Genomic DNA, 22,370 nt, shown 5'->3' with positions numbered 1-22,370 from the left:
ACATGCCGAAATGCCTGCGAATGCCCTGTTCCGTGACGATTTTTATCTTTCCACCGCAGAAGCGATCGTCACGGCGGTGCATGAGGATGGCGGCATCGAGCTCGACCAGACCTGCTTTTACGCCACGTCCGGCGGCCAGCCGGGCGACAGCGGCTTTCTCGAGCGGGCCGATGGTTCGCGCATCGAACTCGGCATTACCAAAAATGGCGCCGACAAGAGCGTTATCATCCATGTGCCGCTGGAAGGTCAGCCTTCCCCCGAGGTCGGTGAAAAACTGACCCTGCACGTAGACTGGCCGCGCCGTTACAAGCTGATGCGCATGCACACGGCCTGCCATCTGCTATCAGTCGTCTGCCAGTGGCCAATCACCGGTGCTGCCGTCGGCGAAGACGAATCGCGCGTCGATTTCGACATGTCGGAAACCATCGACAAGGACGAAGTGACGGCAAAGCTGATGGAACTGGTGAAAGCCAACCATCCCGTTTTCCTGCAATGGATTACCGACGAAGAACTTCAGGCCAATCCGGGCATCGTCAAATCCAAGAATGTGCGCCCGCCAATCGGCCTTGGCCGGGTCAGCCTTGTCTGCATCGGCGAAAATTCTACCATCGACAGCCAGCCCTGCGGCGGCACCCATGTTTCCGAAACGCAGGAAGTGGGCGATATTCACATTGCCAAGATAGAAAAGAAGGGCAAGGAGAACAGGCGGTTCCGCATTCGTTTCGGCACGCCTGAAGCTGCTGCCTGAAATCAGGAGAGACATCGTGAGCACGGATAAGAGCCGTTTCGTCGTTTCGGCGGACTGGGTAGAAAAGCAGCTCGGCACGGCCGGGTTTCGTCTCGTTGATGCCTCGTGGTATCTGCCGGCGCATAAACGCAACGGTGAGGAAGAATTTGCGGCGGGTCACCTGCCCGGTGCCGTGTTCTTCGATCAGGACAAGATCGCCGATCATGCAACCGGATTGCCGCATTCCCTGCCCTCGCCAGAGTTGTTTGCGGAACAGGCGGGAGAGCTTGGCCTCAGCGACACCGATACCATCGTGGTCTATGACGGCCCCGGTTTCTTTTCCGCACCGCGCGTGTGGTGGATGCTGCGGGTTATGGGCGTACGCAAGGCCTACGTGCTGGATGGCGGTCTTGACGGCTGGAAGCGCGAAGGCCGGCCGCTAGAAACCGGCACGCCTGAGATCGAACCTGCCACCTTCACACCCGATTTCAACGAAAAGCGCGTGACCTCGCTATCGACCATGCGCGGCATCGTTGACAGTGGCGAAAAGCAGATTGCCGATGCCCGCGGCGCGGGACGTTTCACCGGCGACGAGGCCGAGCCGCGTGCCGGCATGCGTTCGGGCCATATGCCTGGTGCTCGCAGCCTGCCCGCCACCGCATTTTCCGAGAACGGCCACTTCAAGGACCTCACCGCCATCCGCAAGATGGTGGCGGATGCCGGTATCGATCTTGGCAAGCCTGTGGTGACGAGCTGCGGCTCGGGCGTTACCGCCGCCGTCATTACGCTGGCGCTGGAATCGCTCGGCCACCAGGATAATTCGCTCTATGACGGTTCGTGGTCGGAATGGGGTGGACTGGAAGACACGCCTGTTGTCACCGGCCCTGCCGAACCTCTTCCCGTGGTGTCACATGGGCCGTTGAAGGCGCATGTCACGCAGCTTGAAATGACGGCGCCGCCGAAGGTCAGCCTTGCTATCCCCGTCAACATCCAGACGGCACTGATGCGGGTCACCGATATTCCCCTGCACTTCTACCGCTACATGTACTGGCGGGTGGGAAAACGTTGGCACTGGCAGAAACGCATGCGCATGAGCGATGCGGAACTGTCCGCCGTCCTCAAGGACCCGAACAACAGCGTTACCGTCCTTTATATGAACGGTGCACCCGCCGGTTTCTTCGAGCTGAACAAGGCAAGCGACGAGGTAACCGAGCTTTCCTATTTCGGGCTTCTCGAAGAGGCAATCGGTGCTGGCGTCGGCAAGTGGTTCCTGTTGCAGGCGCTTTACGCCGCCTGGCAGGACAATCCGAAGCGCGTGACGGTGACCACCAACACGCTTGACCATCCGCGCGCGCTGCAACTCTACCAGATGATGGGATTTTCGCCTGTTGGTACCTATGAGGCCTGGGTAGAGCCGCTGTCAGATACGGAGCTTCTGGAAATCTCGCTGCGCAACTGAGTTCGTCACGTCGGGGATGGCCCGCGCTATTCCCCGACTATAGAGCAGATCCGACTACTCCTCCCTCATTCCTTTGCTTGTCACAGGAATGAGGGAGTGGGAGGCAACCGCACATGAAACCATTGTGTAGTTTGCGACTCAGGCTTTATCGATAATCAAATGGGTCGCGCCCTCGCCCGCCGAGGTCCCGGTGCAGCGATAACCAAGCGCAGGCAAATCCAGCCCCTCGAAGAAGTTTTCGCCCTTGCCGAGAAAGACCGGGGCCAGCGCCAGATGCAGTTCGTCGATCATGCTTCCGGCCATATATTGCCGAATGGTCGAAACGCCGCCGCCGATCCGGACGTCCCTGCCGTTTGCCGCCTCCAACGCCATGTCGAGGGCGGCCTTGATGCCCGTGTTGACGAAATGAAACACGGTGCCGCCCTTCATCGCAAAGGAGGCGCGCGCATGGTGCGTCAGCACGAAAACCGGCACGTGATAAGGCGGCTCTTCCCCCCACCAGCCCTTCCAGTGTTCATCCGGCCAGGCACCGCGGATAGGCCCGAACATGTTGCGGCCCAAGATCCAGGCGCCGATATTTTCGAAACTTTTCTCGGAAAACTGCTCATCCGTGCCGGTCGAGCCGCCTTGCTTGCCGAACATGCGGTGAAAGGTGCGGGTCTTGAACGCCCATTGATGCAGGGTTTCGCCATTCACACCCAGCGGGTTCTGAAGACTTTGATCCGGCCCGGCACCGTATCCGTCAATCGAAATGGCGAAATTTCGAACGACAACCTTCGGCATGGCAATATCCTCCCGTTTCAAGAGGACAGGTTGCCGTGCATCCGGTAACTGGCCTCAGATTTCTCTTTCCAGAGTAACGGCCGTCGGGGTGTGCCCGCCGGCGGAACCTTTGTCTTCGGTAACGCTGTTGAGGAGATGATCGGCAATCAGCTCCGCCTGGAATTTACCCAGCTCGTAGCAATAGGTGATCTCACGTTTTTCGGCCGACCAGTAGACATCGGGACGCCCGCAGGACTTCGCCGTCAACTTGACCTCGCCTTTCAAGCCGTAAACGCCGAAACTGCGGCTGATAAGATCGAGAACCTTCGATTCCTTGACCATGATGGCGTAAGGTTCCAGCTCCGGATCGCGCGGCGGCACGTAGCTCACGGTAAATCTGGATGGTGTCTGCGCGCGGTGGGGCGTCAGAAAATCTTCCCACGCCGATGCGATACGCGGATAGGCGGCGCCACATTTGGCAAATTCGTCATTGGCGAGCCCCATCATGGTGGCAAGATCGCCATAGCCGTCCTTGTCGCGGCCGACCATCAGGCAGGCCATGTTGCGATCGCGGCTCCTGTCGGGAACAAGCGCCGAAAACACCGGTGCTTCGTGCTCGGGCAAAGCCTCCGTCTCGCGCGCCAGATACCAGCTGTCGGTAGCATTGACGAGTGCGGTATCGAGCCATTCCTCGTTGGCCTGAAGGATGAGCGTGCCCGCCAGCTGATCGGCAGGTGCTTGCGCGCTGCCGGTCTCCGGCGCGCCGAAATCCGAGATCAGCATGCGTGCACCCTCGTGATAAAGCGAGAAGATCGCATTGCCGATGACGAAATTGACCGCCTGCTGGAGCTGATCGTCGGACAGGCCATCGAGACCGGAGGCGACCTGCGCCTGCGTGTCGATCGGAACCGTCAAAGAAACGAAAGCCAGCGGAACGGCGGCCAGAAAACGACGGAACATAAAATCAGACCTTCCGGGATCGAGGAGCGCCACTGATTCCCGATGCTAACGAGTCACGCAATGGGCTGGTTGCATCACCCGTCAAGAATCGGGTGGATATAGGTCTGTTTCGGGATCATAGCTGCAAAGAAGCAACGCCGATCCCAACAGAAGGACCTCGCCATGACCGATCTCATCTTTACAGCAATGCCGGCTAAGGAAGCTGAGGCTTTCCGGGCGGGAGCCGCCGACGCCTATGGCAACCCGCCGGAAAAGGCCGTTTCTCCAGGTGGCATGCCGTGCCGCCATTGCCTTTCCCAGATTAATGAAGGCGAAGGAATGCTGATCCTCGCCTACCGGCCCTTCCCTTCGCTCCAGCCCTATGCGGAAACGGGGCCAGTCTTTCTTCACGCTGAGGCCTGTGAGCACTATCCGCAGACGGATGCCCTTCCCCCGATGCTTAACAGCCCCGATTATATCGTTCGCGGCTATGGCACTGACGACCGCATAGTCTACGGCACCGGAGCGGTGACGGCGACGGACGAAATCCTTTCACGCGCAGCGCATCTTCTGGAGCGGGCAGACGTCGCTTATGTGCATGTGCGCTCCGCCCGCAACAATTGCTACCAGTGCCGTATCGACACAGCATAATCGCGCGATTACTTGCAATTTTAAGCAAACGGCTAAACGGCTCTCAAACTTTCTACGTCATGATGCAAGCATCGGAAACAATTGATTTGAGTAGCGAAATGACAAACAACCTCAATATGGCGACCCGCACTGCGACCCGTAGCAAGACCCGGATCTACGCGACCGTGCACTATTTCAGCCAGTCGACCCGAGGCCGCGTGGTGGACCTGTCCGCCACCGGCATGGCGCTCGAACTGGACGGACCTTTCGCTGCCGCCAAAGGAAGCCGGGTGAAGGTGCAGAGTGAAGATCTGGGTTTCATCGAGGGTGTCGTGCAATGGCAGCACATGAACCGGCTCGGCCTGCAACTCAAACTTTCCACCAACACGCTGGCACAGCTGTCGTCTTATTTCCGCTTCTTCCACGAAGAAGTAAAACCGACTCTCGCCCGCTAAGCAGACGTTTCCGACAAGGGGAATGCGCAGACCGGACATAGCGCATTCCCGAAGCGCGCCACGCGCGCGCGGCCACCTTGTGACAAAAAATTTATCAAACGGTTGAAAACTGGCCCGTCCGTCACGGGCTTGTCATTTTGATGATGGACTCCTCGGGGATTGCTTCTACCTTGTCGTTTTCCTGACAGAGCAAGCTTCATACGAAGGAGTTCCCATGTCGTCGCTTCTCGCTCTCCACCCCATCACTCGCCGTTCGCTTCTGGGGGGCATCGCCGCCTCTTCGGCTCTGGTGCTGTTGCATCCCTTCGCCGCGCGCGCCGCAGCCAACCAGGCGCATCTGCGCATCATGGAAACGACTGACATCCACGTTCACGTCTTTCCCTATGATTATTACGCCGACAAACCGAACGACACGATGGGTCTGGCGCGCACCGCTTCGATCATCGGCGCCATCCGTGCCGAGGCCGGAAACTCGATGCTGGTGGATAATGGCGACTTCCTGCAGGGCAACCCGCTCGGCGACTACATAGCCTATGAGCGCGGCATGAAGGCCGGCGACAAACATCCCGTCATCAACGCCATGAATGTCCTTGGCTATGATTGCGGCACGCTTGGCAACCACGAATTCAATTACGGCCTCGACTATATGTCCAATACGCTGGCGGGCGCCGGTTTCCCTTATGTCTGCGCCAACCTCACCAAGGGTCAGCTGGCTTCCGATCCCAAGCAGGATGAGCTGTTCTTCAAGCCTTACGTCATCCTCGAGAAACAGATCCGCGATGGTGCAGGCGTAACCAGTCCGGTCAAGGTCGGTATCATCGGTTTCGTGCCGCCGCAGATCATGATGTGGGATTCCAAGAATCTGGAGGGCAAGGCCCAGACGCGCGATATCGTCGAGGCGGCTAAAGCCTGGGTTCCGGTCATGAAGGAAGAAGGTGCCGATATCGTCATCGCCCTTTCCCATTCCGGCATCGATGGCAAGGGCCAGACCGATCGCATGGAAAACGCCTCGCTTTATCTGGCGGGCGTGGAAGGCATTGACGCCATCTTCACTGGTCACCAGCATCTGGTCTTCCCCGGTCCGAAGACATGGGACGGCATCGAGGGTGCGGATGCGGTCAAGGGTACGCTGATGGGCAAGCCGGCCGTGATGGCCGGTTTCTGGGGCTCGCATATGGGCCTCATTGACCTTCTGCTCGAAAAGGACGGCAAAAGCTGGAAGATCGTCGATTTCACCTCCGAGGCCCGCCCGATCTACCACCGCGACGACAATCGCAAGGTCGTTGCAGATGTCACGGACAAACCGGAGGTCATAGCCGCCGCCAAGGCAGATCACGAAGCGGCGCTCGCCTATGTGCGTCGCCCGGTCGGCAAGACGTCGGCGCCACTCTATTCCTACTTCGCGCTGGTGGCCGACGACCCGTCCGTGCAGATCGTCTCCAATGCCCAGACGTGGTACATCAAGGACATGCTGAAGGAAGGGCAATATAAGGATCTGCCCGTGCTTTCGGCAGCAGCGCCCTTCAAGTCTGGCGGTCGCGGTGGTGCGGATTATTACACCGATGTCCCTGCCGGTGACATCGCCATCAAGAACGTCGCCGATCTCTACCTCTACCCCAACACGGTGCAGGCGGTGCTGATCAACGGTGCGCAGGTGAAGAACTGGCTGGAAATGTCCGCCGGCATGTTCAACACGGTCGAGGCCGGCGCAAAGGATGCGCCGCTCCTAAACGCGGATTTTCCGTCCTATAATTTCGACGTCATCGACGGTGTCACCTACCAGATCGACATTTCCAAACCGGCGAAGTTCGACAAGGATGGCAAGGCCGTCAATCCCGACAGCAACCGCATCGTCAATCTGCAATTCGACGGCAAGCCGATCGACCCCGAGCAGAAATTCGTGGTGGCGACCAACAATTACCGAGCAAGCGGCGGCGGAAAATTCCCCGATATCGCCGCCGACAAGGTGATCTTTGTGGCGCCCGACACCAACCGTGACGTGATCGTGCGCTATATCATCGATCAGGGCACCATTAACCCGTCGGCGGATGCCAACTGGTCCTTCGCGCCAGTTGCCAATACGACCGCCATCTTCGAGACTGGTCCGAAGGGTCGCAATTACGCGGCTGACATCAAGGGCGCAAAAATCGAGGATGCCGGCGACGGCGCCGAAGGTTTCGCAAAGTTCCGCCTCGTTCTCTAGAGCTTGCAGCCCTCCCGGCGTTTCATCGGCCGGGAGGGCATTTACTCAATTGCGGTCACTGACGATACGCAACAACAGTGGCAGTTCCGGCGGTGGCTTTTGCTCGATGCGTTGATAGTCGCTGCCATCGCGATTACGGCGGATGAGCCGGAGACCCGCCATGTCACGCCGCAGCATCGCGGCATCTCCAAACAGGTGCAGACCATCGAGAAAGCTGCTGAATTCGCGCTCTGAGAAACTGCGACCGGCTGGGATTCTTGCCCAAATATACCAGAGGCACAGTTCCTGCTGGGAACGGCGGGCCGGCCACTGCACCAATCTACCGGCAGCATCGAAAGTCCGCGCGGTCTTCAGCACCCTGCCCTCATTGGCAGGCATTGTCTCCCGTCGTGTCTGCGGTGGCGGCAAGCCACTTGCTACGGGTGGCGTGCGCGCGGCGCGCAGATGCTGAAAGTTGCGAAATCCGGCAGCCCGGCTCAGGAGATTGAGCATCTCCACATGGCTTGGCTGGCGGTCCAGCCTGCCGATTTGTTCGCGTAGCGATTTGGCAAATGTGGAGAGGTCGGCGATATCAATGGAAAAGATCGAACGTGGCATGACTTACCCTCGAGTGCCATTCCGAAGAGGTGTCGCTGATCGCCGGCTTCCGACTAGGCACGGGATAAGTGCTGTCAATCTTTCAAAATGCAGGTTTAGCTTCCCTTGCGGGACGGCGATGCCTCGGTGAACTGCTGACCGTGTTTCCTGTATAAGGCAGGCCATTCACCTTCGTCAATTGGTCACTCAGTCAACCCATGTCACTCGGCGGCGACAGAAATAGTCCGCTGTTTGCCTCCGGCAATTATCCTGTTGAAATCCTTCTGGTTCGGGCATGCCGACAGACGCTGCTGAAAGGCCGTGGCAAGCCACTGGCCAGCGGGACCGGCGGGTGAATCCACCCGGCGCAGCGCAAAGATCGGATATTCGCCCTGCTCATAAGCTTCGAGATCGAGTGCCTTCAGGCTGCCATTGGTCAGGTCGTTGCGCACGATCGATGCGGGCAGACCGCCCCAGCCGAGACCGCCCTTGATGAGCTGGTATTTCGTGGCAATGTCGCTGACCCGCCATGTCTTGTAGGACAGCACGTTGAAATCGCGCCCCTTGGTCAGCCCCGACGCATCGGTGACGACGAGCTGGACCTCCTCGCGGACATCGCCCAGAACCAGCGGCCTCTCGATCTGTGCCAGTGGATGATCGGCGGCGACGACCGGCAGCATGAAGGAATGGCCGACCTTTTCGACGACGAGTTCGTCATCCTGGCGCAACAGCGCCCCGCCGATGCCAATGCCAGCCTTGCGGGAGAGCACCATATCCATAACCATGCCCAACTCACCCACATTGAGGCTGAGGGTAACGGTGGGGAATTCCTTGCGAAAATCGCGAAGCACCGCAACGACAGCTTCCGCCGGCACCATGGTGCTGATGGCGACAGAAAGCTCGGCCTCCAGCCCCTGCTTCAAACCCTTGGCGCGCGCACGCATTTCCTGCAGGCCGGCCACGATGCGCCTTGCATCTTCCAGCATGGCGCGACCCTCGTCCGTCAATCGAGGCTGGCGTACGCCATTGCGCTCGAACAGGCTGACTTCAAGCTGCGCCTCGAGATTGGCGATGGTGTAGCTGACAACAGACTGGGCGCGATTGAGCGCCCGTGACGCGGCAGAGAAACTTCCGGTTTCGGCAACCGTCAAAAACACCTGCAATTGGTCGAGCGTCGGGTTCGCGTCCATGTTCCATCCATTTCATCGATAGGTCTCTTCCACATTATCACAGTTTTCTTGATAGCATCAATTGGTCATATAGGGGGCAAAGGAAGGGCATCGTGCTCTCCCGCCCTCCCAAGGCGCCCGTCAATTCATCGCTTATGCAAGGAAAGACCATGTCCAACATTCTGCTCATCACCTCCAGCCCGCGTGGCGACGAATCGGTTTCCAACAAGTTTTCCGGCGAACTCGCAAACAAGCTGAAGGCCAAGTCGGCTTCCAATACCCTTGTCCACCGCGATCTCGCTGCCGACCCCATTCCGCATCTCGACACCGTCAAGACCGCTGCGATCCGCAAGGCTCCAGACCAGCGCACGGCTGAAGAAGCGGTTGCAGCCGATTATTCCGACAAGCTGGTTGCAGAGCTTATGGCCGCCGACACTGTCGTCATCGGCACCGGGCTCATCAACTTCAATATCTATTCCGGCCTGAAGTCGTGGATCGACAACGTCGCCCGCGCTGGCCAGACCTTCAAGTACACAGAAACCGGCCCGGTTGGTCTTGCCACCGGCAAGAAGGTCTACATCGTGCTGGCCGCCGCCGGCGTTTATTCCGAAGGCCCGGCTGTGTCGATGAACCACGCCGTTCCCTACCTCAAGACCGTTCTTGGCTTCATGGGCATGACGGATGTGGAAGTGATCTATGTCGAAGGTCTGGCATTTGGCCCGGAAGCCGTTGAGAAAGCCGTTGCGGCAGCCGAAGCAAAGGTTGCCGAACTGGCGCAGGCCGCCTGAGGCGCCATTTGACACGTGGTGATGCCGGCTCGATTGCCGGTATCAGCCGACCCACACTCCGTAACGGCCGTGCACCTGATCGCGGCCGTTATTTTTTGCCGCATAGAGCCGCGCATCTGCTTCCGATAGCAGCGCGCGGAAAAGCTGCCCGTCCTCGAAAGCCGTGGCGACGCCGATGCTGACAGTCAGCGGCGAACCGTCTGGCCGTTGCAGATCCTTCAATATCGCCGTCCGCAGACCTGCTGAAAAGGCAAGTGCCCCCTCATGGGTCATCGTCGGCAACAGGGCCACGAACTCCTCGCCGCCGAACCGGTAGAGATGGCCGTGCGGTTGCACGATGCGTTTCAGAACGGCGGCGAATTCCCGCAACATCTCATCGCCCTGCAAATGCCCAAAGGTATCGTTGACGGTCTTGAAGTGATCGATATCGACGATCAGCACGCTGACGGGACGTTTCTTTTCCAGACATTCCACGACGACGGACGGCGCATCGAGTTCCATGCGGGCGCGGTCAGACACACCGGTCAGCATGTCGCGGCCGGAACGGGACAAAAGCTCCTCGTAGCGTTCCCTGAAGGTGAGGTCGTTGAAGACATCGGCAACGCTGCGGCGCGTCAGGAAGCGGCCTTTCGCCGCCGTCAGCTTCAGATAAATGGCAAAGAGCAGAGCATAGATGGCAACCGCCACCATCTTCGCTTTCCAGCCATCGTAAAAGACATCGACCGGCGCGTTCAGCATATATCGCAACGCCGCGTAAAAGCCTGCCTGATCCAGACTCAAAATCACCACGCCACAGATTGCGAAGCGCAGGACAATATGGCGCTGCAAATAGCGTCCCAGCTTTTCGTAAAACAGGATGATGGCGATGGCGTCGATATAAAGCAGGCTGGTTCCCCAGACCATCAGCACGCCCATCTCATCCAGAAATCCGGTATCTACCGACTGTCCGGGGACAATTGCCACCGTCGGATGGAAGCGGATGATCTGCACCATGATGATGGTGAGTATATTGCCGAGAAACAGGCCGTAGATCGGCTGGCGGACGACTGCCGCATCCTCGCGCATATAGAGCATGAGGATCATCATCAGTTTGCCGGCAAAAAGGATCGAGGAGCCGGGTGATACTACGCCAAATGGCAGCTCGACGTAAAAGACCGCCGCCAGGTAGGTTTCCAGGAAATGCATGACGCCCAGCGCGGTGAGAAAAACACCGATGCCGAGAATATGCCGGTAATGAAGGAATGCCGTCATTACCGAAAAATAGACGATGGCTTCCGCCACGAAGAGGGCCAGATTTGCCCATTGCATCGGCATACGCCCTATCGATCCACATCACGCCGGTTCATCGGCGCGACTTCATGCCCTCTGAAGACGATAGGCCGAAGCAACCAACGGAATCTTAATGTCCAGCAGAAGAAACCGCCATCATTTTTCTGGGAAAAGCGATGCACCGTTCTGGTCGATGATCAGCTTTGCCTTGCGGATGGTGAACTCAACCGCATCGTCCATGCTGGTGAAGACATCGGCGCGCACGAATTCATGCACGAGCGTTTCCTCGCCGTCCTTTTTCTCGATGCGGCCCGCCAAACGGAACTGGCCGCCTTCCTTCAGCGGCGTTGCATAGATCAGATAGTCTCCATGCACATGCGGTTCCGACTGCGCTGCCTTCTGCGGCGCATCCGCGGACTGGCCGGAGCCGAAGGCCGAAAGGATTTTGGAAAAAAACGATGCCATGGCTTTCACTCCCTTAATCTGTCTCGCATTTCGAAGGGCGGATATGCTCCGCCCTTCCCCGTCGCTCTTATCCCGATCAGATGATCAGGTTCGACAGGATCTCGTTTTCGGTAATATCCTCATAGCCGAGGCCCGCAGCCTCGAAACGCTCCAGAAGCCCTGCAAAGTTTTCCTGCGCGTTGGTTTCGATGCCGATCAGGATCGAACCGAAATTGCGGGCCGATTTCTTCAGATACTCGAAACGGGCGATATCGTCGTCCGGGCCAAGCAGATTGAGGAAATCGCGCAGCGCGCCGGGGCGCTGCGGCAGGCGCAGAATGAAGTATTTCTTCACGCCGGTGTAACGCATGGCGCGTTCCTTGACGTCAGGCAGGCGCTCGAAATCGAAATTGCCGCCGGAGACGACGACGATAACCGTCTTGCCTTCCAGTTTCTCGCGGCCGAGCTTCTCCAGCGCGGCAATGGACAGCGCACCCGCTGGCTCCAGCACCACGCCTTCGAGGTTCAGCATCTCGATGATGGTCACGCAGATGGCGTTTTCGGGGATGAGCAAAACCTGCTCGGCCGGAAAATCCTTCAGCGCCTGGAAGTTGAGATCGCCGATGCGGGCAACGGCGGCGCCGTCGACGAAATTGTCGACCTTGGGGAGCGTTACCGCTTCGCCGCGCTCGAGACTCCTTTTCAGGCTCGGCGCGCCTTCCGGCTCGCAGAACACGAAGTTGCCCTTTTCAACGGTGCCCGCCAGAAAGCCGGTAAGGCCTGCCGAAAGCCCGCCGCCGCCAACCGGCATGACAACCATATCCGGTTTGGTGCCTTCGGGAAGCTGGTCCATGATTTCGGCAGCAACCGTCGCCTGGCCTTCGATGATATCCTGATGGTCGAAGGGCGGCACCATGTAGGCGTCATTGTCTTCGACGTATTTGCGCGCGGCGGCGTAACATTGGTCGAAAATATCGCCCACCAGACGGATGCTGATGAATTCACCACCGAAGATACGGGTCTTGTCGATCTTCTGCTGCGGCGTGGTCACCGGCATGAAAACAACACCGTGAACGCCGAAATGGCGGCAGGCGAAAGCAAAGCCCTGCGCATGGTTGCCGGCCGAAGCACAGACGAAAACCTTGTCCTTGCCAGCCTTCGCAACAGCCTTGCGGAGAAAGTTGAATGCGCCTCTAATCTTGTAGGAACGAACCGGAGACAGATCCTCACGCTTCAGCCAAATCGACGCGCCATACCGACGGCTGAGATGTTCATTCAACTGCAACGGCGTTTCCGGGAATATCTCCCGCACTTCCCGCCGCGCTGCCTCCACAAGCTGCTTGTCCACGATTGTCAATCCATTGAAATTCATAATGGCACCCGCTATGCCATAGGAAGGCGTCAGAGACAAAGACTCATTTCACGCTGCCACGAACCCTGGGTTTCATTTCTTGAACAGCAATCTTCTGCGCTCGGTCATATATGTGGCGTCCATCTTCGGGCTCTATCTCGCGACGGCCATGTTCCTGCCCGCGCTGACGGACCTTTATTACGGCAATGACGACTGGACGGTGTTTGCGCTTTCAGGCTTCATGTGCGGCGGCTTTGCACTTGCCTGTGCGCTGGCCACGCGCGCACCGATCGCGTCCTTCAACAAACGTTTCGGCTTCCTGCTCGTCAACGTGCTCTGGCTTGTATTTTCCATTGTCGGAGCGGTTCCGCTCTATCTGTCCGAGCTTGACCTGACGCCCGGTCAGGCCCTTTTCGAATCGGTATCGGCCATCACGACGACGGGATCGACCGCCATATCCGGCCTCGATAATGCGCCGCAGGGCATTCTTCTGTGGAGGTCGTTGCTCTGTTGGCTCGGCGGCATCGGTATTGTCGCGCTTGGCCTCTTCATCCTGCCGCTCTTGCGCGTTGGCGGCATGACCTTCTTCCGCATGGAATCATCCGACACCGGCAATGACCGGCCCTTCGCGCGGCTGGCAAGCTTCACCCGCGCTTTCGTGGCGATCTACATCATCATGACTATCGCCTGCACGGTGGCTTTCGATTTTGCTGGCATGTCGCATTTCGATGCCCTCAACCATGCCATGTCGACGGTTGCGACCGGCGGTTTTTCCACCCACGACGCCTCGTTTGCCTATTTCAACAACACGGCGCTGCTTTGGATTGCCACCATCTTCCTGATCTTCGGCAGCCTGCCCTTCTCGGTGATGATCCTGCTTGCGGTGCGCCGCAGGCTGGAGACGCTGCGCGACCCGCAGATAGCGGTCTTCCTTGGCTATCTCTGCGCGATTTCCATCGCAGTCGGCGTTTATCACCACCTTAGAAACGGCGTGCCGCTGGATACTGCGCTCAGCCATTCCTTCTTCAACATGACATCAATCCTCTCGACCGGTGGCTTTGCGAGCGACGACTACACCCTGTGGGGTCCGTTCGTTGTCGTCGTGGCCTTTTTCGCAACCTTCATGGGCGGCTGCTCCGGCTCGACGGCGGGTGGTATCAAGGCCTATCGTTTCCTGATCATGTTCAATGTCGTTCGGGCGGGCCTCAAAAAGTTGATCTATCCGAACGCGGTTTATTCGGTCCGTTACGGCCAGCAGGTGGTCGATCCCGACACGATCCGGACGATCTTCCTTTTCGTCAGCTGTTTCATCGCGCTCTGGATCGCCGGCAGCCTTACCATGAGCCTGATGGGTTACGATTTCCTGACTGCGACCTCGGGCGTTGCGACCGCACTTGCCAATGTCGGGCCCGGCATCGGCCCGATCATCGGGCCTGTCGGCAATTTCTCCACGATCAGCGATCCGGCGCTCTATCTCCTGTCTGTCCTGATGTTGCTTGGACGTCTGGAAATCCTCACCGTTCTCGTGCTGCTGATGCCGATTTTCTGGCGCAACTAAAATGCCGGTGCGCTTATTTTGGCTGCCTTAATAAAGCGCTTGACCTTCCCACGTTGGAATAGTCCAGGCTCCTGCTGTTACAAGTTCCAACCCAAGGAGAACCGCCTATGTGCACCGCCCACCAGAATCACCCCGAAACCGCTGCCGCACCTGTTGATGCCGACCTTTCTTTCCACGTTGAAGACATGACCTGCGGTCACTGCGCCGGTGTGATCAAGGGCGCTATCGAAAAGACCGTTCCCGGTGCCGCCGTTCATGCTGATCCGGCAAGCCGCACGGTTGTGGTTGGCGGCGTCTCCGACGCGGCACGTATTGCTGAAATCATCACCGCTGCAGGCTATACGCCGGAAGCGCGCGCCTGATTTGACGAGATGCCGGCGGCGGCCTTCATCCCTGCCGCCGGATCGACCTGCCTGCCCCCGCTTCACGCCGAGCTTGCGTGACAGCCGCTGGACGATACCAACGTCCGCCCCTTCTTACCTCCCCCAGGCTGCATATGCCCTCTCCCTTCCCAGGGATGACAGCGGAGGTTTTCCGGATTTCAAACCCGTATTCGTCAAACGCCGGCATCAATCGTCTCTGTGCACACGAAAAACCCGGCTCTTGCGAGCCGGGCTGGGCTTCATCGGCAATGTCGCACGCCTTACTTCGTTGCCAGATCCTTGGTCATGACGAAGTAGTTGATGGGATGGGGCTTGTAGTTTGCAAGCTTCTCCGAATAGGCGTCGAATACGGTCTCATGGATCAGGAAGACGGTGACGGCCTCCTCATACAGCTTCTTTGCCGCCTCGCCGTAAATTGCATACCGCTTGGCAGGTTCGGCCGTCGCATAGGCCGATTTGATCAGCTTGTCGGTGTCTTCGTTGCAATAATGCGAGATATTGTAGCTGCCGCCGCAGGTATAGTCGGCATTTAGGAAGCCGGCCGGTTCGGCAACATCGGTGGCATAACCGCGGGACAGGAGCGCCATGTCGAAATTACCGGACAGCAGATCTGGCTCGATTGCACTGTAATCGGCGACGCGAACATCAACCTTGATGCCGATTTCCTGCAACTGGGCCTGGATAATGGCCGCGACATCCTTCAGTTCCGTTTTTGCCGTATAGGCGAGGAGCGCGATCTTCAGACTGCCTGGCGCTACGCCTGCCTCTTTCAGCAGAGCCTTTGCTTTCTCGACATTATAGGCGGGCTCGACTTCCTTCGCAGCCCATGGCTCTCCCGCTGCGAAAGGCAGGGTAGCACCCTTTACCGCGCCTTCATAAATGCTGTCGGCGATACCGGTGGTGTCGATGGCCGCCTGGATCGCCTGACGCACTTTCACATTATTGAAAGGCGCCTTCGCGTTGTTCAGCAGGAGTTCCGTAATGCGCGGCGAAGGAATTGGCGCGACCTTGACGCCGTCGGTGGATTCGATGGTCTTGACCGTCCACGGTGGCACGAGGCGCGAAATCTGCGCTTCGCCGGTTCGGACCTGGGTGGCGCGGGTGTCGGCATCGGGAACGAAGTTGACGCGGCCTCCGGAAAGCTTCGGCATGCCGCCCCAATAATCGTGGTTGGCGGAAAGAAGCATATACTGGCTGGGGTCAACCTCCGTGATCTTGAAAGGCCCGGTGCAGGTCCCGACCGGATCGACTTTCCCGTCCTTATAGGCGGCGGGGGCAAGGATTGACGTGGCAGGGCTCGCCATTTGCGCCGGCAGCATCACCGATGGTTCGATGGTGGTTATCTTCACGCTGTCGTCGCCGCTCGCTTCGACTGAAGCAATCAACTTCGGCGAGAAGGCGCGGGCTGGAACCGGCGCCTTCAGAAGATTGGTCAGCGCATTGACTGCGGTTGCGGCATTGAGCGGCTCGCCATTCTGGAACTTCACACCCTTGCGCAGCTTGAATTCCCAGACCTTAGGGTCCGTCTGCTTCCAGCTTTCGGCAAGACTGGCCTCCAGTTTCATGTCGTAGCCGACCCGCACGAAGCTTTCGAAACAACCCGCGCGTGAGCCGAGATAGGCGTCGTCCGACGCCATTTGCCAGCCGGTCTTGACACCGAAATTGTCGTCATAGGTAATCGTATCGGCCTTGGCCGTTTGAACTGAAAACGAAACCACAATGGCGCTTGTCGCCAAAAGTACGTGCTTTATCATTGAATATTCCCCTTTTATTTTTGATGACAACGCTCAAAAGTCAGTCGTCTCACGAGATTTAAGATCTTCATAAAATAGACCTCGAAAGACATAAGAATATCCTTCGGACGCTACACGAGCATCCGCTTGAATATCATTCATTTTATGTTTTTATACTCGGAATTTAATTCCGATATTAATTCACAAACGCACAATTCATCTGTTTTTACAGAACCAGAAGACTGTAACTGCGCTGCTCCTCAGCCCCATTCGCGCCAGTGATGGCAACGAGCGAAATGCTCCCCGGCAACGTCTTCCAGAACCGGTTCCTGTTCGCTGCAAATCTGCGTCGCATATTTGCAGCGGGTGTGAAACTTGCAGCCACTTGGAGGATTGAGCGGGCTTGGCAGATCACCATCCAGAAGCATTTCCGGCGCATATAATCCGGTTTCATCAAGCATCGACGAGGCAATAAGAGCCTTCGTATAGGGATGCTTAGGCGCCCGGAAAAGCTCATCCCGGTCGGCGATTTCAACGATCCGCCCGAGATACATCACCGCGATACGGTCGCAGAGATAACGCACCACGCGCAGGTCATGGGAAATCATCAGCACCGTCAAACCATGACGACGCTTCATGTCCATCAGGAGGTTCAGGATCTGCGTGCGCATGGAGGCGTCGAGCGCCGATGTCGGTTCGTCGCACACAAGGAAGCTTGGATTGAGAAGAAGCGCGCGGCCTATAACCACGCGTTGCAACTGCCCGCCGGAGCACTGGCTCGGATAACGGTCATAATAGGAGGCATCAAGGCCGACCTCCTCCAGCATCTTGAACACGCGCGCGATGCGTTCTTCGCGCGTGCCGATGCCGTGCTGGGCAAGCGGCGCTTCCATGCTTTGCCCTATGCGCATGCGCGGGTCGAGCGCGGAATAGGGATCCTGGAACACCAGTTGCACCACACGGCGCATGCGCCGCAGCGTCTCGCCCTGCATGTGCAGAATATCGTGGTCTCCGATGCTGACCTCGCCTTTCGTCGCGTTGGTCAACCGCGTTATCAGCCCGGCGACAGTGCTTTTGCCGCAGCCGGATTCGCCAACGAGACCAAGAACCTCACCCTCGCCGATCGTGAGGGAAACATCGTCCACGGATTTGACCACGCGATTGCCGAAACCCGATATCGGATAATATTTGCACAGGTTGTTTGCGACCACATAGGGCTTGATCTTGCCAGCCGCCTGAGGCTGGTTCGGTGTTTTGACTGTCGATAGCATCGCAACCCTCCTTCAGCAGACTGTGTGACTGGCATGGCTGCCGGCATGGTCGTCGTCGACCGCCCAGCACCGCGCCTTGCGACCTTCCGGCAAGGCATTCAGATCCGGCTCCGTTGCCATGCAACGGCCGCCCATGCCGGCCGACTGGGCAAGCGCGCAGCGGGGATGGAAACGGCAACCGCAGGACATGTCATGGGCCTGCGAGCTGGAGCCGGGGATCGTCAGCAGCTGCCCCTCGCTGTCGGTCGTCAGAAGCGAGCAGCTGATGAGCGCCTTGGTATAGGGATGTTGCGGCGCCTTGAGGATTGCCTGCGTTGGCCCCTCCTCGACGATGCGCCCAGCATACATCACCGCAATCCGGTCCGCGAAAGCGGCAACGACCGAGAGGTCATGGGTGATGAGCAGCGTTGCAAGCCGCCGCTTCCGACGCTCATCGTCGAGCAGGCGCAATATTTGTGCCTGGACGGTGACATCGAGTGCCGTCGTCGGTTCATCGGCGATCAGCAGTTGCGGATTGCCGGAGAGTGCCGCAGCAATCATGACGCGCTGCGCCATGCCGCCGGAGAGTTCATGTGCGAAGCATTGCGCCCGCGCCGACGGATCGGGAATTCCGACATCCGACAGCATGCCGACAACCCGGCCCAGTGCCGCATGCCGGCTCATCTTGCGATGGACCCACAGTGGCTCTGCGACCTGCGTCCTCACCCGGCTGGTCGGATCGAGCATGGCCTGCGGTTGCTGAAAAAGCATTCCGATATCGGCGCCGCGCAACGCATCAAGCTCGGAGGGCGAGAGAGCGAGAATGTCGCGGCCGGCAAAGGAAATGCGGCCGGAGTTGATTTCCGCGCCGTGCGGCAACAGCCGCATCAGCGACAGAGCCGTCATGCTCTTGCCGGATCCGGATTCGCCGACCAGTGCAACGACCTCTCCGGCATCGACGGAGAGCGTCAGACCGGAGATAACAAACTTGCGGCCATTTGCAGACGGCACCGAAACGTGCAGATCCTCGATTTCCAGAAGCGGTGTCCGTTCCGGGGCGATGGCCGTATTGGCATGCGTGTGTCCTTCGATATTCATAAGAGTTCCCCTTATTATTATTGCATCGGAGGCATGGGCGTATTTTCAAGCGGCTTCAGACGATAATACTCTCCTTAGGGCTATCGTGCCCTGTGTATGTTTGATCGGCGCGGGCGCCGGTCATTGCTCTAACCGCAGGCGTCAATGGCCGTTCGGTTTCCTGGTATCCATGTTCAGGCCGTGGCCGATCCATGTCACGCTCAACGCCGACAGGAAAATCGCCAGACCCGGTGCGATCACGAGAATGGGCATACGTTCCGCATAGGCCTGCGCATCGGCCAGCATCAGCGCCCAGTCTGCGGCAGGCGGCTGCACGCCGAGGCCGAGAAACGACAGTCCGCCCACCGTGATCAGCTTGTGGCCGAAGCGCAGGAAGGCAACTGCTGCGATGGGCCAGATCGTGTTGGGAATGACATGCCGGAAAATAATGAAGCGGCGTGTGCATCCAAGCACTTCGGCGGCGCGCATATATTCTCGGGAATTGATCGAAAGCGTCAGCCCGCGTGCCAGTCGCGCAAAAGGTGTCCAACCGACGATCGTCAGCGACGCGATCAATGTTCCATATCCCGGGCCGAAGATGGCGACGAGGAAAATGGCGATCACCACGTCAGGGATGGCGATGAGCAGATCCACCACCCGCATCAGGACTTCATCGAGAACGCCGCGGCTGCGACCGCTGATGATGCCGATGAAGGTTCCGATGGCGACCGACAGAATGACGGTGATGGCGGCAATCGTGACCGTGAAGCGTCCGCCGATAAGCAGCCGGCTCAAGACATCACGCCCGAGATGGTCAGTGCCCAGCCAGTAGGCGGCGCTTGGCGCATTCAACCGCAGGCGAAGGCTTTGCTGCGCGGGATTATAGGGCGAAATCCACGGCGCGATGACGAGCAGCAGGATGATGACGAGAAAAATCGCCGAACCCGCGTAGAACGTCCAGTGCCGCCGGCGGATGAAATCCGTGAACCGGAAAAGTGTCGACGGGCGCTTGGGCAAGGTCATTGGCATGGCGGCTACCGGCGCGCTCGGGAAGTGACTAATGGTCATGTTGACCTCGCATTGCTGGATTGATCAGGACATAGAGGCCATCGGCCAGGGTATTGATCAGGATGGAAAGGGCGACGATGCAGATGAAACCGCCCTGCAGCATGGGGATGTCCCGATTGACCACGGCGTCGTAAAGAAGCCGGCCCATTCCGGGGATGGCGAATATCACCTCCACGACCACCGATCCGCCAAGCAGGCCCGCAAGCCACAGGGCAAAGAAGGTGACGATCGGAAGCGAACCGTTGCGAATGCCGTGGCGCATGACCGTGCCATGCATGCCGAGACCGCGGCTGCGGGCCGCCGTGATGTAAGGCGCGCGCAGAACCTCAGCCATGGCGGCGCGCGTCACCTGCGTGAAATAGGCCAGTGGGCGCAGCGTCAACGTCAAAGCGGGAAGCACCAGCGAGCGCCAGCTATCCCAGCCCGCAGACGGCAACCAGCCGAGATAAAGCGCAAAGACGAGCGCCGACATCGGCGCAAACCAGTATTCCGGCGTGGCAACGAAGGTCTGGATCATCAGCGTTGCGAAATTGTCCAGCCGGCCACCCGGACGCATCGCCGCCAACGTGCCGAGCGGCAGGGCGACGGCGACCGCAATCGCCAGCGCGGTCAGTGCCAATGTCACGGACACGCCGAGAGAGCGCAAAAGCTCACCCGCCACGGGCTGGCTGCTGGTGAAGGAAAAGCCCAGATCACCGCGCAGCGCTCCCGACAGCCATGCGAAATATTGGACGTAAAGCGGCCGGTCGAGCCCGAGGCTTAACCGAAGGGCCTCGACTGCATGCGGATCGAGCGCCGTATCGCGCATGCGCGAAAACAGAATGGTGCGGGCTGGATCGCCACCGGCCATGTAGGGCAAAAGAAACGCGATGACGGAGACGATCATCAGCATAAGGCACAGAATAAGGAAGCGTTGTATTATCTGTATCCACATTGCCTGTTCTCCTTCGCCGCAAATGGCCATTGCACTGCAATTGATGATCGGTCCCCGTCGGGGAAATGCGGTTTATTTCATGAGGCGCGGCAAATCCGTCACCACACCGGACGTGCCCTTCAGCATGCCGGAACGCTTGGGCAGGATCGCCACCGGCGTAAAATCGGGATCTTCAGACTGGGCAAGATCCTGAATGATCGGGCAATCCGGTTCACCATTGTCAGGGCAATAGGTCGCGATATTTCGCAGCGTGTCGGCCATCTCCCGAAGAGCATGCATCTTTGCCTCGAGATCTACGACATGTTCCATGACGATGCGCTTGACGTCGCAGGATGCACCGCCGGGATCGCGCCACAGGGTCATAAGCTGCCTGATCTTTTCGATCGAGAAACCGAGGTCGCGGCCGCGGCGGATGAAACGCAGCGTCTCCAGATCGTTGGTCGTATAGACCCGATAACCGGATTCCGTGCGGTTTGCGGATTTGATCAGCCCGATCGTCTCGTAGTGGCGGATCATCTTTGCGGAAACACCGGATGCGGTGGCGGCTGTACCAATGTTCATCGATCCTGCTCCTATCTTTCCGGGGTGAAAAACACGTCTGCATGAATGTCGGCGGTGCGGATGCCCCTTGCCAGGAGCTGCGGCACCGTTGCCTCGATCATCGCCGGCGGTCCGGCCAGATAGGCTTTCCAGCCATCGAGATCGTCGAAGTCGTCCGCCACGGCGGAACCGACATAACCGCGCCGCATCTGCGCATGGTCTTCATTCGAGAGAACCGGAACAAAGCTCAGATTGCCGTGGCTTACGGCAAGTTCTTCGAAACGGTCGACCATATAGAGGTCACGCTCGGCGCGGGCGCCGAAATAGACATGGATCGGGCGTTGCCGGCCCGTGGTCCGATCAGTGGCAAGCGCTGCCTCTACAACCGCCTTCACCGGCGCCAGCCCCGAACCGCCGGCAATGCCGAGGATCGGTCCGCAATGCTTTTCCCGCAGATACGAAGACCCGAAGGGACCGACCAGCACGACAGGGTCACCCGCCTTGGCGTTCGCGAAAATATGGCCACTCGTGACGCCGCCGGGGACATGCCGGATATGGAATTCGATCAGGTCCTCATCGATGCGGCTGGCAATGGAATAGTCACGCGGCGAACAGTCCGGATAAAGCAGGCGCACATATTGGCCGGCCTTGAAGGTAAACAGTTCGCGATCGTCGAGCCTGATGCGGATGAGCTTGATATCATGCGTCGCATCCACCGCTTCCGCGATGACGCCATCAAAGCGGCCGGCCGGAATATCGGCAAATTCATCCTCGCCGTCGAGCCAGCCAATCGTCACGTCGCTCAACGGCACGGCGCGGCACGCGAGTGTCAGTCCTTCCGCCTTTTCCTCTTCTGTCAACGAAAAGGGCGTATGCTTGAGAAGGTCGATCTCGCCTGAGACGAGGCGCGATTTGCACGCCCCGCACCGGCCCATGCGACACCCGTGCGGATAGGAAATTCCGGCGGCAAGGGCGGCCTGAAGGACGGTCTCGCCCTGCGCTGCCACAATGCTACGTCCGATACGTGGCAAATAGACTGTGTTTCCAGGCGTCAT

The 22,370-nt window shown here is 58.7% G+C and carries 22 protein-coding genes; 8 read left to right on the top strand and 14 right to left on the bottom strand.

The annotated features are described in order from the left end of the window. The first annotated feature begins 10 nt into the window (after nucleotides 1-10). On the top strand, nucleotides 11-748 hold the full coding sequence (locus ACZ5A6_RS04470; protein WP_174061461.1) for an alanyl-tRNA editing protein: 738 nt from the start codon (nucleotides 11-13) through the stop codon (nucleotides 746-748). Between the two features lie 16 nt (nucleotides 749-764). Next, nucleotides 765-2,186, top strand: coding sequence for a 3-mercaptopyruvate sulfurtransferase (gene sseA, locus ACZ5A6_RS04465; protein WP_174061462.1), 1,422 nt, complete (start codon nucleotides 765-767; stop codon nucleotides 2,184-2,186). Between the two features lie 138 nt (nucleotides 2,187-2,324). Here sseA and ACZ5A6_RS04460 read toward each other — a convergent pair whose 3' ends face one another. Both ACZ5A6_RS04460 and ACZ5A6_RS04455 read right to left on the bottom strand, forming a co-directional pair. After that, entirely contained in the window at nucleotides 2,325-2,969 is a 645-nt protein-coding gene (locus ACZ5A6_RS04460; protein WP_174061463.1) for a dihydrofolate reductase family protein, read from the bottom strand. 54 nt (nucleotides 2,970-3,023) lie between these two features. Continuing rightward, complete coding sequence (locus ACZ5A6_RS04455; RefSeq protein WP_111789297.1) at nucleotides 3,024-3,908, bottom strand: DUF4344 domain-containing metallopeptidase; 885 nt, start codon at nucleotides 3,906-3,908, stop codon at nucleotides 3,024-3,026. Between the two features lie 162 nt (nucleotides 3,909-4,070). Here ACZ5A6_RS04455 and ACZ5A6_RS04450 point away from each other — a divergent pair, with 162 nt between their 5' ends. From ACZ5A6_RS04450 to ACZ5A6_RS04440, 3 genes are all read left to right on the top strand, one after another. Further along, nucleotides 4,071-4,538, top strand: coding sequence for a DUF1203 domain-containing protein (locus ACZ5A6_RS04450; protein ID WP_174061464.1), 468 nt, complete (start codon nucleotides 4,071-4,073; stop codon nucleotides 4,536-4,538). A gap of 98 nt (nucleotides 4,539-4,636) precedes the next feature. Continuing rightward, entirely contained in the window at nucleotides 4,637-4,972 is a 336-nt protein-coding gene (locus ACZ5A6_RS04445) for a PilZ domain-containing protein (protein ID WP_003512551.1), read from the top strand. A 214-nt stretch (nucleotides 4,973-5,186) separates the two neighbouring features. Beyond that, complete coding sequence (locus ACZ5A6_RS04440; protein ID WP_003512549.1) at nucleotides 5,187-7,175, top strand: bifunctional 2',3'-cyclic-nucleotide 2'-phosphodiesterase/3'-nucleotidase; 1,989 nt, start codon at nucleotides 5,187-5,189, stop codon at nucleotides 7,173-7,175. Between the two features lie 45 nt (nucleotides 7,176-7,220). Here the strand turns inward: ACZ5A6_RS04440 and ACZ5A6_RS04435 are convergent, their stop codons facing one another. Both ACZ5A6_RS04435 and ACZ5A6_RS04430 read right to left on the bottom strand, forming a co-directional pair. Further along, complete coding sequence (locus tag ACZ5A6_RS04435) at nucleotides 7,221-7,772, bottom strand: DUF2087 domain-containing protein (RefSeq protein WP_174061465.1); 552 nt, start codon at nucleotides 7,770-7,772, stop codon at nucleotides 7,221-7,223. A 200-nt stretch (nucleotides 7,773-7,972) separates the two neighbouring features. Beyond that, nucleotides 7,973-8,941 (bottom strand): LysR family transcriptional regulator, encoded by a 969-nt coding sequence (locus ACZ5A6_RS04430; protein ID WP_013635904.1) that lies wholly within the window; start codon nucleotides 8,939-8,941, stop codon nucleotides 7,973-7,975. 149 nt (nucleotides 8,942-9,090) lie between these two features. On the opposite strand from ACZ5A6_RS04430, the gene ACZ5A6_RS04425 reads away from it, so the two are divergent. Beyond that, entirely contained in the window at nucleotides 9,091-9,708 is a 618-nt protein-coding gene (locus ACZ5A6_RS04425) for an FMN-dependent NADH-azoreductase (protein ID WP_003512545.1), read from the top strand. Nucleotides 9,709-9,750: 42 nt separating this feature from the next. On the opposite strand, the gene ACZ5A6_RS04420 is transcribed toward ACZ5A6_RS04425, so the two are convergent. The 3 genes from ACZ5A6_RS04420 to ilvA all read right to left on the bottom strand — a co-directional run bounded on the left by ACZ5A6_RS04420 (nucleotide 9,751) and on the right by ilvA (nucleotide 12,793). Further along, a complete protein-coding gene (locus ACZ5A6_RS04420) occupies nucleotides 9,751-11,016 on the bottom strand; it encodes a GGDEF domain-containing protein (protein ID WP_026330810.1) in 1,266 nt (421 codons plus the stop codon). A gap of 117 nt (nucleotides 11,017-11,133) precedes the next feature. Continuing rightward, nucleotides 11,134-11,442 (bottom strand): HlyU family transcriptional regulator, encoded by a 309-nt coding sequence (locus ACZ5A6_RS04415; RefSeq protein WP_173992509.1) that lies wholly within the window; start codon nucleotides 11,440-11,442, stop codon nucleotides 11,134-11,136. A gap of 76 nt (nucleotides 11,443-11,518) precedes the next feature. Then, entirely contained in the window at nucleotides 11,519-12,793 is a 1,275-nt protein-coding gene (gene ilvA, locus ACZ5A6_RS04410) for a threonine ammonia-lyase (RefSeq protein ID WP_029658759.1), read from the bottom strand. A 79-nt stretch (nucleotides 12,794-12,872) separates the two neighbouring features. Here ilvA and ACZ5A6_RS04405 point away from each other — a divergent pair, with 79 nt between their 5' ends. Continuing rightward, complete coding sequence (locus ACZ5A6_RS04405) at nucleotides 12,873-14,330, top strand: TrkH family potassium uptake protein (protein ID WP_174061466.1); 1,458 nt, start codon at nucleotides 12,873-12,875, stop codon at nucleotides 14,328-14,330. Between the two features lie 107 nt (nucleotides 14,331-14,437). Continuing rightward, entirely contained in the window at nucleotides 14,438-14,692 is a 255-nt protein-coding gene (locus tag ACZ5A6_RS04400) for a heavy-metal-associated domain-containing protein (RefSeq protein WP_174061468.1), read from the top strand. Between the two features lie 281 nt (nucleotides 14,693-14,973). Here ACZ5A6_RS04400 and ACZ5A6_RS04395 read toward each other — a convergent pair whose 3' ends face one another. From ACZ5A6_RS04395 to ACZ5A6_RS04365, 7 genes are all read right to left on the bottom strand, one after another. Then, complete coding sequence (locus tag ACZ5A6_RS04395; RefSeq protein ID WP_038490653.1) at nucleotides 14,974-16,467, bottom strand: ABC transporter substrate-binding protein; 1,494 nt, start codon at nucleotides 16,465-16,467, stop codon at nucleotides 14,974-14,976. Between the two features lie 239 nt (nucleotides 16,468-16,706). Beyond that, complete coding sequence (locus ACZ5A6_RS04390; protein ID WP_065688216.1) at nucleotides 16,707-17,717, bottom strand: ABC transporter ATP-binding protein; 1,011 nt, start codon at nucleotides 17,715-17,717, stop codon at nucleotides 16,707-16,709. 12 nt (nucleotides 17,718-17,729) lie between these two features. Then, nucleotides 17,730-18,794: an ABC transporter ATP-binding protein gene (locus tag ACZ5A6_RS04385; RefSeq protein WP_003512538.1), complete on the bottom strand. Its 1,065-nt coding sequence runs from the start codon at nucleotides 18,792-18,794 to the stop codon at nucleotides 17,730-17,732. Nucleotides 18,795-18,935: 141 nt separating this feature from the next. Beyond that, nucleotides 18,936-19,841 (bottom strand): ABC transporter permease, encoded by a 906-nt coding sequence (locus ACZ5A6_RS04380; protein WP_065658047.1) that lies wholly within the window; start codon nucleotides 19,839-19,841, stop codon nucleotides 18,936-18,938. Beyond that, nucleotides 19,831-20,775 (bottom strand): ABC transporter permease, encoded by a 945-nt coding sequence (locus tag ACZ5A6_RS04375; RefSeq protein ID WP_003512536.1) that lies wholly within the window; start codon nucleotides 20,773-20,775, stop codon nucleotides 19,831-19,833. Before ACZ5A6_RS04375 ends, ACZ5A6_RS04380 begins: the two co-directional genes overlap by 11 nt. 72 nt (nucleotides 20,776-20,847) lie before the next feature. Then, nucleotides 20,848-21,336 (bottom strand): Cu(I)-responsive transcriptional regulator, encoded by a 489-nt coding sequence (gene cueR / locus ACZ5A6_RS04370; protein WP_013635893.1) that lies wholly within the window; start codon nucleotides 21,334-21,336, stop codon nucleotides 20,848-20,850. A gap of 11 nt (nucleotides 21,337-21,347) precedes the next feature. Further along, a complete protein-coding gene (locus ACZ5A6_RS04365; protein ID WP_174061471.1) occupies nucleotides 21,348-22,370 on the bottom strand; it encodes a 2Fe-2S iron-sulfur cluster-binding protein in 1,023 nt (340 codons plus the stop codon).

It is taken from the genome of Agrobacterium sp. 6Ca8, assembly GCF_055382765.1.
Note: the sequence above shows the minus strand (reverse complement) of the source record. Positions and strands in the feature narration are given on the sequence as shown.

Excerpts from the sequence above, each read along its gene's own strand:
- ACZ5A6_RS04455 (WP_111789297.1), bottom strand. The coding sequence starts at position 3,908 with ATGTTCCGTCGTTTTCTGGCCGCCGTTCCGCTGGCTTTCGTTTCTTTG.
- ACZ5A6_RS04445 (WP_003512551.1), top strand. The coding sequence starts at position 4,637 with ATGACAAACAACCTCAATATGGCGACCCGCACTGCGACCCGTAGCAAG.
- cueR (WP_013635893.1), bottom strand. The coding sequence starts at position 21,336 with ATGAACATTGGTACAGCCGCCACCGCATCCGGTGTTTCCGCAAAGATG.
- ACZ5A6_RS04395 (WP_038490653.1), bottom strand. The coding sequence starts at position 16,467 with ATGATAAAGCACGTACTTTTGGCGACAAGCGCCATTGTGGTTTCGTTT.
- ACZ5A6_RS04440 (WP_003512549.1), top strand. The coding sequence starts at position 5,187 with ATGTCGTCGCTTCTCGCTCTCCACCCCATCACTCGCCGTTCGCTTCTG.
- ACZ5A6_RS04460 (WP_174061463.1), bottom strand. The coding sequence starts at position 2,969 with ATGCCGAAGGTTGTCGTTCGAAATTTCGCCATTTCGATTGACGGATAC.
- ACZ5A6_RS04450 (WP_174061464.1), top strand. The coding sequence starts at position 4,071 with ATGACCGATCTCATCTTTACAGCAATGCCGGCTAAGGAAGCTGAGGCT.
- ACZ5A6_RS04380 (WP_065658047.1), bottom strand. The coding sequence starts at position 19,841 with ATGACCATTAGTCACTTCCCGAGCGCGCCGGTAGCCGCCATGCCAATG.
- ACZ5A6_RS04420 (WP_026330810.1), bottom strand. The coding sequence starts at position 11,016 with ATGCAATGGGCAAATCTGGCCCTCTTCGTGGCGGAAGCCATCGTCTAT.
- ACZ5A6_RS04375 (WP_003512536.1), bottom strand. The coding sequence starts at position 20,775 with ATGTGGATACAGATAATACAACGCTTCCTTATTCTGTGCCTTATGCTG.
- ACZ5A6_RS04365 (WP_174061471.1), bottom strand. The coding sequence starts at position 22,370 with ATGACGCCTGGAAACACAGTCTATTTGCCACGTATCGGACGTAGCATT.
- ACZ5A6_RS04385 (WP_003512538.1), bottom strand. The coding sequence starts at position 18,794 with ATGAATATCGAAGGACACACGCATGCCAATACGGCCATCGCCCCGGAA.
- ilvA (WP_029658759.1), bottom strand. The coding sequence starts at position 12,793 with ATGAATTTCAATGGATTGACAATCGTGGACAAGCAGCTTGTGGAGGCA.
- ACZ5A6_RS04390 (WP_065688216.1), bottom strand. The coding sequence starts at position 17,717 with ATGCTATCGACAGTCAAAACACCGAACCAGCCTCAGGCGGCTGGCAAG.
- ACZ5A6_RS04415 (WP_173992509.1), bottom strand. The coding sequence starts at position 11,442 with ATGGCATCGTTTTTTTCCAAAATCCTTTCGGCCTTCGGCTCCGGCCAG.
- ACZ5A6_RS04400 (WP_174061468.1), top strand. The coding sequence starts at position 14,438 with ATGTGCACCGCCCACCAGAATCACCCCGAAACCGCTGCCGCACCTGTT.
- ACZ5A6_RS04430 (WP_013635904.1), bottom strand. The coding sequence starts at position 8,941 with ATGGACGCGAACCCGACGCTCGACCAATTGCAGGTGTTTTTGACGGTT.
- ACZ5A6_RS04425 (WP_003512545.1), top strand. The coding sequence starts at position 9,091 with ATGTCCAACATTCTGCTCATCACCTCCAGCCCGCGTGGCGACGAATCG.
- ACZ5A6_RS04435 (WP_174061465.1), bottom strand. The coding sequence starts at position 7,772 with ATGCCACGTTCGATCTTTTCCATTGATATCGCCGACCTCTCCACATTT.
- ACZ5A6_RS04470 (WP_174061461.1), top strand. The coding sequence starts at position 11 with ATGCCTGCGAATGCCCTGTTCCGTGACGATTTTTATCTTTCCACCGCA.